Source organism: Streptomyces rectiviolaceus (assembly GCF_039533825.1).
In the GTDB taxonomy this organism is placed as follows: Bacteria; Actinomycetota; Actinomycetes; order Streptomycetales; family Streptomycetaceae; genus Streptomyces; species Streptomyces rectiviolaceus.
In genome coordinates this window covers 1-8,213 of the sequence record NZ_BAAAUG010000223.1, presented here as the reverse complement: position 1 = coordinate 8,213, position 8,213 = coordinate 1, and the positions used below count along the sequence as shown (strand labels likewise).

5 protein-coding genes, 1 tRNA gene and 1 other RNA gene are annotated in these 8,213 nt (G+C 71.8%); 4 read left to right on the top strand and 3 right to left on the bottom strand.

Annotation, left to right across the window (positions count from 1 at the left end; translation table 11 throughout):
* Positions 1–2,869 (top strand): ATP-binding protein (locus ABD378_RS42760; RefSeq protein WP_344530707.1); only part of this gene is annotated, 2,869 nt, incomplete at its 5' end.
* A gap of 26 nt (positions 2,870–2,895) precedes the next feature.
* Here ABD378_RS42760 and ABD378_RS42755 read toward each other — a convergent pair.
* Positions 2,896–3,720, bottom strand: coding sequence for an ABC transporter permease (locus ABD378_RS42755; RefSeq protein ID WP_344530705.1), 825 nt, complete (start codon positions 3,718–3,720; stop codon positions 2,896–2,898).
* Between the two features lie 87 nt (positions 3,721–3,807).
* Positions 3,808–4,755 carry an ATP-binding cassette domain-containing protein gene (locus ABD378_RS42750; protein ID WP_344530703.1) on the bottom strand — a complete coding sequence of 316 codons (948 nt, stop codon included), beginning with the start codon at positions 4,753–4,755 and terminating at the stop codon, positions 3,808–3,810.
* A 306-nt stretch (positions 4,756–5,061) separates the two neighbouring features.
* Here ABD378_RS42750 and ABD378_RS42745 point away from each other — a divergent pair, with 306 nt between their 5' ends.
* Complete coding sequence (locus ABD378_RS42745; protein ID WP_344530701.1) at positions 5,062–6,441, top strand: FAD-binding oxidoreductase; 1,380 nt, start codon at positions 5,062–5,064, stop codon at positions 6,439–6,441.
* Between the two features lie 101 nt (positions 6,442–6,542).
* Here ABD378_RS42745 and ABD378_RS42740 read toward each other — a convergent pair.
* Positions 6,543–6,630, bottom strand: a tRNA-Ser gene (locus ABD378_RS42740).
* 154 nt (positions 6,631–6,784) lie between these two features.
* Between ABD378_RS42740 and ffs the strand changes: the two genes are divergently transcribed.
* Both ffs and ABD378_RS42730 read left to right on the top strand, forming a co-directional pair.
* Positions 6,785–6,883, top strand: an RNA gene (gene ffs / locus ABD378_RS42735) — signal recognition particle sRNA small type.
* A gap of 42 nt (positions 6,884–6,925) precedes the next feature.
* On the top strand, positions 6,926–8,213 hold a 1,288-nt coding region (locus tag ABD378_RS42730), incomplete at its 3' end, for a DNA polymerase III subunit gamma and tau (RefSeq protein ID WP_344530699.1).

Genomic DNA, 8,213 nt, shown 5'->3' with positions numbered 1-8,213 from the left:
CCTGCCGCGCCTCACCGAGAACACGATCACAAGCCCCGACCGCTTCGAGGCCGAGCTGCGCATCGGGCGGCACGCCGACGTACTCGCCGACCTCGAAGCGGCGGGCGTGGAACGTCCGTTGAGCGAGCGCGTCGCCGCGCTGCGGATGCGCGCGTTGTCGGCCGCGGGCCGCAACGCGGACGCGCTCGCCGTGTACGAGGAGATGCGGGGCAGGCTGGACGACGAACTCGGCGTCGACCCGTCGGCCGAGCTGAAGGACGTACATCTGGCGCTGCTGCGAGGCGAGTTGGAGCAACCGGTGGGGCGGCCCGAGGCCGCGCCCGCGCCGAACCGCCTGCCCGCCCGGCTCACCAGCTTCGTCGGCCGTGACGAGGAACTCGACCAGCTCGCCTCGCTGCTGGCCGCCTCCCGTCTGGTCACGCTCGTCGGCCCCGGCGGCGCGGGCAAGACCAGGCTGTCGCTCGAGGCCGTGACCCGGCACCGGGCGTACCGGCGGGGGCGGGTGTGGTTCGTGCCGCTGGCCGGTGTGGGCACCCCGGATCAGCTGGCCGACGCCGTGCACGCCGCGCTCGGCACCGGACTGAGTACCGGGCTCAGCACCGGGCCGTCCGGCGGCGGCGCGCAGGCCGACCACGTGCAGGCCGACCATGTGCGGGTCGACCGCGTGACCGAGGTGCTCGACGTCGGCGAGGCCGTCCTCGTACTGGACAACTGCGAGCACCTGGTCGACGCGGCCGCGGACCTCGCGTACGAACTCCTCGACAGACTCCCGCACTTGAGGATCCTGGCCACGAGCAGGGAACCCCTCGCCATCACCGGCGAGGCGCTCTGCCACATCGGCCCGCTCGGTGTGCCCGTGGGGGCCCCGGAGCTCGCGGATGCGGCCGGTTCGGCGGCGGTGCGCCTGTTCACCGACCGGGCAACCGGCGTACGGCCCGGCTTCGCGCTCGACGAGTCCACCTTGGGCGCGGTGGTGGAGATCTGCCGCCGCCTCGACGGACTCCCGCTCGCCCTGGAGCTGGCCGCGGCCAAGCTGCGCTCCATGGGTGTCGGGCAGATCGCGCGCCGCCTCGACGACCGGTTCCGCCTCCTCACCTCCGGCAGCAGGACCGCGCTGCCGCGCCAGCGCACGCTGCTCGCGGTGGTCGAGTGGAGCTGGGACCTCCTGGACGAGCCCGAGCGAATCCTCACCCGCAGGCTGTCGATGTTCCCCGGCGGTGCGACCGTCGCCGCCCTTGAGGCGGTCTGCTCGGACGGGACGCTGCCGGCCGACGACGTGCTGTACGTGCTGGGCTCCCTGGTCGAGAAGTCCCTCCTGGACACGTCCGACGACGCCGACGGCGAGCAGCGCTACCGGATGTCGGAGACCGTGCGCGCGTTCGCGGCAGGACGCCTGGCCGAGGCGGAGGCGGAGGCTGCGGAGGCCGACACCGCAGCCGGTGAGGGTGCTCGCACCGCGGAGCGCTTCTCCGCGTACTTCCTCGCCCTCGCCGAGGAGCACGAGCCCGCCCTGCGCACCGGCGACCAGCTCCGCTCCCTCGCGCTCTTCGACGCCGAGCACGACAACCTGGTCTCCGCGCTGCGGGCGGCCGTCGGGGCCGGGGACGCCGCCCTCGTCTCCCGGTTCGTGGGCGCGCTGTTCTGGTACTGGGGGATCAGGGGGATGAGTACCCAGTTCGAGACGTTCCTCGCCGAGGTCCTCACCTTCGACGAAGCCCTGCCCGAACGGGCGGGGGCCGCCTTCCGGGTGATTCGGCTGATGGCGGGCACCCCGGCATCGGGTGCATCGGACGGATCGGGAGGATCGGGCGGATCGAATGGATCGGATGCCGACGACGTACCCGTGCGCACGCTGATCGAGGACTGCGAGCGGGCCGACGCGGGGGAGTTCCACCCGGCGCTGCTCCTGTGGATACCGATGCTCGCGTTCTTCACCGGCAACACCGACCTCGGGGAGCGCGGGCTCCGAAGGGCGGCGGAGCGGCAGGACCCCTGGGTGCGGGCGAGCGCGCACTGGGCGCGGGACTTCGTGCTCACCGGGCGGGGCGAGCAGCCGGCCGGCAGCGAGTCGCGCCGTGCGGCGCTGCGCGGCTTCGAGGAGGTGGGCGACCGCTGGGGCCTCGGCCTCGCGCTGCTCGCCGTCGGCGGCGGTCACTCCCTGCGCGGGGAGAACGGCGAGGCCATCGCCGCGTACGCGAGGGCGGTGACCGTCAGTACCGAACTCGGCGCCGAGGACGACCTGTTCAACAGCCGGGCCAGGCTCGCGGCGGAGCGGCTGCGCGGCGGCGACAGGGACGGCGCCCTGCGGGACATCCACGCGGCACAGCGGCAGGCCAAGGAGCGTGGCTACCGTCGTATGGAGGCCGAGATGCTGTTCAGCCTCGCTGATCTGCACCGCAGGTCGGGCGAGTTGGCACAGGCCGACCTGGTCCTCGACCGCCTGGACTCCATCGCCGACCGGCTCACGCTCCCCGAGGACATGGCCCGCGACCTGATCGCGGGAGCCAGGATGGCGAACCGCCTCGCGCGGGGCGACGCGGTGGGGGCACGCGGGCTCCTGCCGAGGGCGGTGGGCGGCGCCTTCGCCCGGGGCGACGTCGCGGACATCGCGCGGGCCGCCGAACTCCTGGCCCGGCTTCTGCTGTTGGAGGGCGACGCGGCCGGGGCGGCCACCGCGCTGGGCACGAGCCAGGTCGTCCGGGGTGTGTTCGACGAGGGGGATCCGCAGCTGCGGGAGCTGGTCGCCGAGATCGTGGGGCTGCTGGGCGACGCGGGGTACGAGGCGGCGTACGGCAGGGGCGCGGGCCTTCCGAGGGCGGACGCGCTGAACCGGCTGACCGAGGAGGCCGGTCAGCCGGTGGCGTCGTGAGTCGTGAGTCGTGAGCACGGTGGGGCTCAGGCGGCGCGCTTGCGGTAGGCCCGCATCGCGAGGGGGGCGAAGACCGCGATCACGCCGACCATCCAGGCCAGGCTGCCGAGGAGCGGCCCCGCGACCTCGCCGCCGTTCAGCAGGCCGCGCATGGTGTCGGACATCAGGCTGACGGGGTTCACGTCCGACCAGACCTGCAGCCAGCCCGGCATGGTGGTGTCCGGGACGAAGACGTTGCTGGCGAAGGTGAGCGGCAGGACAAGGACGGTCATCAGGCCCTGCACCGAGCCGGGGGTCTTGACCAGCATGCCGACGTACACCGACATCCAGGAGAAGCTGACGGCAAAGGCGATGAGCACCGCGAGCGCGCCCAGTGCCGCCGCCGGGTTGGTGTCGACCCGGTAGCCCATGACCAGGGCGAGGGCGACCAGTGTGGCGAGGCAGACCACGTACCGGACGACGTCGGCGATGACCGCGCCGATCAGCGGGGCGGAGCGGGCGATCGGCATGCTGCGGAACCGGTCGAAGATGCCGGTGCTGGAGTCGGCGTTGAGGGAGACGCCGATGCCGATGCTGGCCTGGAAGACGGTCATCACCATGATGCCGGGCGTGATCATCTGCAGGTAGGCATCGGTGTCGCCGCCTGCGATGGCGCCCCCGAAGAGGTAGACGAACATCAGCAGGAACACGATCGGCGTCAGGACGACGTCGACGAGCCGTGCGGGCGACTTGATGAACTTGGTGACCCCGCGCCCGGCGAGCGCGAGGCTGTGCCGGGCGGCCTTGGCCGGGGTGATGCGGAGCGCGGGGGCGTTCGACTGCGGGGTGGCCGGGGCGGTGAGGGTGCTCATGAGGGGGTCCTTTCGGCAATGGTGCTGGGGGAGTTGGGGCGGGGGGAGCAGTGGTGCGCGCGGGCTCGTTCCTGGTGTGACCAGGTCCTAGGCGGCCTTCTCGGCGGTCTTTCCGGTGAGGGCCAGGAAGACCTCGTCCAGGCTCGGCAGGCGCAGGCCCAACTCGTCGGCGGTGATGCCGGCCCCGTCGAGGCGCCGTACGAGGGCGGAGATCAGCATCGGGTCGTCGACCGGCACGGTGAGCAGACCGTTGTCCGCGTCGTGCTGCGGCGCGGCGCCGGTGAGCTCGGCGAGGATGCCGCTCACGGTGTCCAGATCACGGGCCACCGTCGGCCGCACCTGCAGCGTCTGACCGCCGACCCGGCGCTTGAGCTCGTCGGGGCGGCCTTCCGCGACGACGCGGCCACGGTCGAACACCGTGATGGAATCGGCCAGTTGGTCGGCCTCCTCCAGATACTGCGTGGTGAGCAGCACGGTGGCGCCATCGGCGACGAGCCGCCGCACGACCGACCAGACCTCCTTGCGGGCGTGCGGGTCGAGCCCGGTGGTCGGCTCGTCCAGGTACAGGACCTGCGGCCGTCCGACGAGGCTCGCCGCGAGGTCGAGGCGGCGCCGCATCCCTCCGGAGAAGGTGCTGATCGGTCGCTGGGCCGCCTCGGTCAGCTCGAACTGCTCAAGCAGCTCGACGGCCCGCGCCTTGGCGTCCCGCCGTGACAGATCGAGCAACCGCCCCAGGAGTACGAGATTCTCGGCGCCGGACAGTTCCTCGTCCACGGAGGCGTACTGACCGGTGAGCCCGATGAGACCGCGGACCCGCACCTGATCCCTGACCACGTCATGGCCCCCGACGGTGGCGTGCCCCGCGTCGGGCCGCAGCAGCGTCGACAGGATCCGCACGGTGGTGGTCTTCCCGGCGCCGTTCGGCCCGAGCACCCCGATCACCTTGCCCGCCGGGACCTCCAGGTCGACGCCGTCCAGCGCGACGAAGTCCCCGTACTTCTTGACCAGTCCCTCGGCCTTGATGGCGTACGACATCTTGTCCTCCTCAGACCCGTTCGGACCCGTTCGGGCCCTCGCCGTTCTCGATGGACAAGACGATGCCGACCGCCGCTGTCAGCGCGCTGACCGCGCGCTGACAGGGGCGGCCGGAGGCTGTCAGGACGCCCCCGCGGATTGCGGGCCGGGCCGACCGGCGGGATGCTGGAGAGGTCAGCTCCGCGGCTGACGGGGGGCGCCAGGACGCCGGCGCACAACCGCTCACCGACGGCCCGACGGCCCGACGGCCCGACGGGGGAGCGGCCGGGTGGGAGAAGCGGTCAGCGTCTCGGCAAGGAGCCCGTCATGGACGGAAGCACCCTCGAAGACATGAGAGCCGCGCTCCGCGGCCCGGTCATCGGCCCGACGGACCCCGAGTACGACCGGGCCCGCACGATCTACAACGCGATGATCGACAGGCGCCCGGCCGCCCTCGTGCGGTGCTCGGACGCGGCGGACGTCATGGCCGCCGTCGACTTCGTCCGCGACCGGGGCCTGGAACTCGCCGTCCGGGGCGGCGGCCACAGCGGTGCCGGGCTCTGCGTGGTCGACGACGCCGTCACCATCGACCTCTCGCCCATGCGCTGGGCACGCGTCGACCCGGTCGCGAGGACGGCCCGGGTCGGCGGCGGCAGTCAGCTCGGCGACCTGGACCACGCGGCCCACGCCTTCGGCCTCGCCACCCCCGCCGGAATCATGTCGACGACGGGCGTCGGGGGCCTCACCCTCGGCGGCGGCCACGGCCACCTCACCCGCAAGTACGGCCTGACGATCGACAACCTCATCGCCGCGGACGTCGTGCTCGCCGACGGCAGTTTCGTCACCGCGAGCGAGTCCCAGCACCCGGACCTGTTCTGGGCGCTGCGCGGCGGCGGCGGGAACTTCGGCATCGTGACCTCGTTCCGCTTCCGGCTGCACCCGGTGGGCGACGTGGTCGTCGCGGTCACCGTGTGGCCGGTGGACCTGACCCGCGACGTGCTCCGCTGGTACCGCGACTTCCTTCCGCAGGCGCCCGACGACCTGAACGGCTTCTTCGCCGCACTCACCGTCCCGCCGGGCCCGCCGTTCCCGGAAGAGATACACGGCCAGAAGATGTGCGGCGTCGTGTGGTGCTGGACCGGCGACCCGGACGAAGCCGAGAAGGCCCTGGCCGCGGTGAACGAACCGGGCCCGCCCGCCTTCCACTTCACCGCGCCGATGCCCTACCCGGCGCTGCAGACCATGTTCGACGAGCTGATCCCCACCGGACTCCAGTGGTACTGGCGGGGCGACTTCTTCGACCGGATCACCGACGACGCGATCGACGTACACGCCAAGTACGCCGAGAACCTCCCCACTGACCTGTCGACCATGCACCTCTACCCCGTCGACGGGGCAGCCGCCCGCGTCGACCAGGAGGACACCGCGTGGGGGTACCGCGACGCGGTCTGGTCCGGGGTCATCGGCGGCATCGACCCGGACCCGGACAACGCGGGGACGATCAGACAGTGGTGCGTCGACTACTGGGAAGAGCTGCACCCGCACTCCATGGGCGGCGGCTACGTGAACTTCCTCGGCGAGGGCGAGAGCCACAGCCGCGTGAAGGCGACCTACCGCGACCACTACGCCCGGCTCACCCGCATCAAGAACGCCTACGACCCGGGCAACCTCTTCCACGCCAACCAGAACATCGCGCCCGCGCCGTGAGCCCCGGCCTGGCCCCGGCCCGGCCGGAGAACGTCCCGGAGAACGTCGAAGGGCCCCACCGCGAACGGTGGGGCCCATCAACTTAGTGCCCGGTGAGGCACTGGCGGAGGATACGAGATTCGAACTCGTGAGGGGTTGCCCCCAACACGCTTTCCAAGCGTGCGCCCTAGGCCACTAGGCGAATCCTCCGCCGCAAACAATACAAGACGTTGAGGAGTGCTCGCGAACACGATCCGCCTCCGGTCCCAAGATCGCTCCCGAGATGGTCCCGAGATCGTCCCGGGGCGGGTGCCGGGGTGGGGTCCGGCGTCGCTTCCGGGCCCGGGGATCGGCTAGGGTGGGGCTCAGCCCCTCACGTGGCGCTATCTGACTGAACTCCCCCAGGGCCGGAAGGCAGCAAGGGTAGGTTGGCTCTGGCGGGTGCGTGGGGGGCGCTTTGCGTTCGCGGTATGTGTTGTCAGTGGGCGCCTATAACCTCGTATGCGTGTCGTCTCTCGCGTTGTACCGCCGCTATCGCCCGGAGTCGTTCGCCGAGGTCATCGGGCAGGAGCATGTAACCGACCCGCTGCAGCAGGCGCTGCGCAACAACCGGGTCAATCACGCCTACCTGTTCAGTGGCCCGCGCGGCTGCGGCAAGACGACGAGCGCGCGCATCCTGGCCCGCTGTCTCAACTGTGAGCAAGGTCCCACTCCGACGCCCTGCGGCGAGTGCCAGTCCTGCAAGGACCTGGCGAGGAACGGCCCGGGTTCGATCGACGTCATCGAGATCGACGCCGCTTCGCACGGCGGTGTGGACGACGCCCGCGATCTGCGCGAGAAGGCCTTCTTCGGCCCGGCAAGCAGTCGGTACAAGATCTACATCATCGACGAGGCCCACATGGTCACTTCGGCGGGCTTCAACGCCCTGCTGAAGGTGGTCGAGGAGCCGCCGGAGCACCTCAAGTTCATCTTCGCGACGACGGAACCCGAGAAGGTCATCGGGACGATCCGGTCGCGTACGCACCACTACCCCTTCCGGCTCGTGCCGCCCGGCACGCTCCGCGAGTATCTGGCCGAGGTGTGCGGCCGGGAGCAGATGGCCGTCGAAGAGGGTGTCTTCCCGCTGGTCGTGCGGGCCGGTGCCGGGTCCGTGCGTGACTCGATGTCCGTCATGGACCAGCTCCTCGCGTCCGCGGCGGACGACGGTGTGACGTATGCCATGGCGACGTCCCTCCTCGGGTATACGGACGGTTCGTTGCTCGACTCCGTGGTGGAGGCTTTCGCGTCCGGGGACGGGGCGGCGGCCTTCGAGATCGTCGACCAGGTCATCGAGGGCGGCAACGACCCGCGTCGCTTCGTGGCCGACCTCCTGGAGCGGCTGCGGGACCTGGTGATCCTCGCGGCGGTTCCGGACGCGGCGGAGAAGGGGCTCATCGACGCCCCGTCGGACGTCGTGGAGCGGATGCAGGCGCAGGCGGGTGTCTACGGCGGCGCCGAACTCAGCCGCGCCGCCGACCTCGTCAACGAAGGCCTCACGGAGATGCGGGGGGCGACTTCGCCCCGGCTGCAGCTGGAGCTGATCTGCGCCCGTGTGCTGCTCCCGGCGGCGTACGACGACGAGCGCTCGCTCATGGCCCGCCTCGACCGGCTCGAGCGTGGCGGCAACTTCATGGCGGGAGCGCAGGCGGGCGGCGGTCCCGGCCCCGCGATGGCGTACGTTCCCGGGCCCGAGGCCCATGCGGGGACGCAGGTTCCGCCGGGGGGCGGGGCCGCGGCGGCGCGGGCGGCTGTGC

Coding starts and splice junctions, on each gene's coding strand:
- ABD378_RS42755 (WP_344530705.1), bottom strand. CDS start 3,720: ATGAGCACCCTCACCGCCCCGGCCACCCCGCAGTCGAACGCCCCCGCG.
- ABD378_RS42750 (WP_344530703.1), bottom strand. CDS start 4,755: ATGTCGTACGCCATCAAGGCCGAGGGACTGGTCAAGAAGTACGGGGAC.
- ABD378_RS42745 (WP_344530701.1), top strand. CDS start 5,062: ATGGACGGAAGCACCCTCGAAGACATGAGAGCCGCGCTCCGCGGCCCG.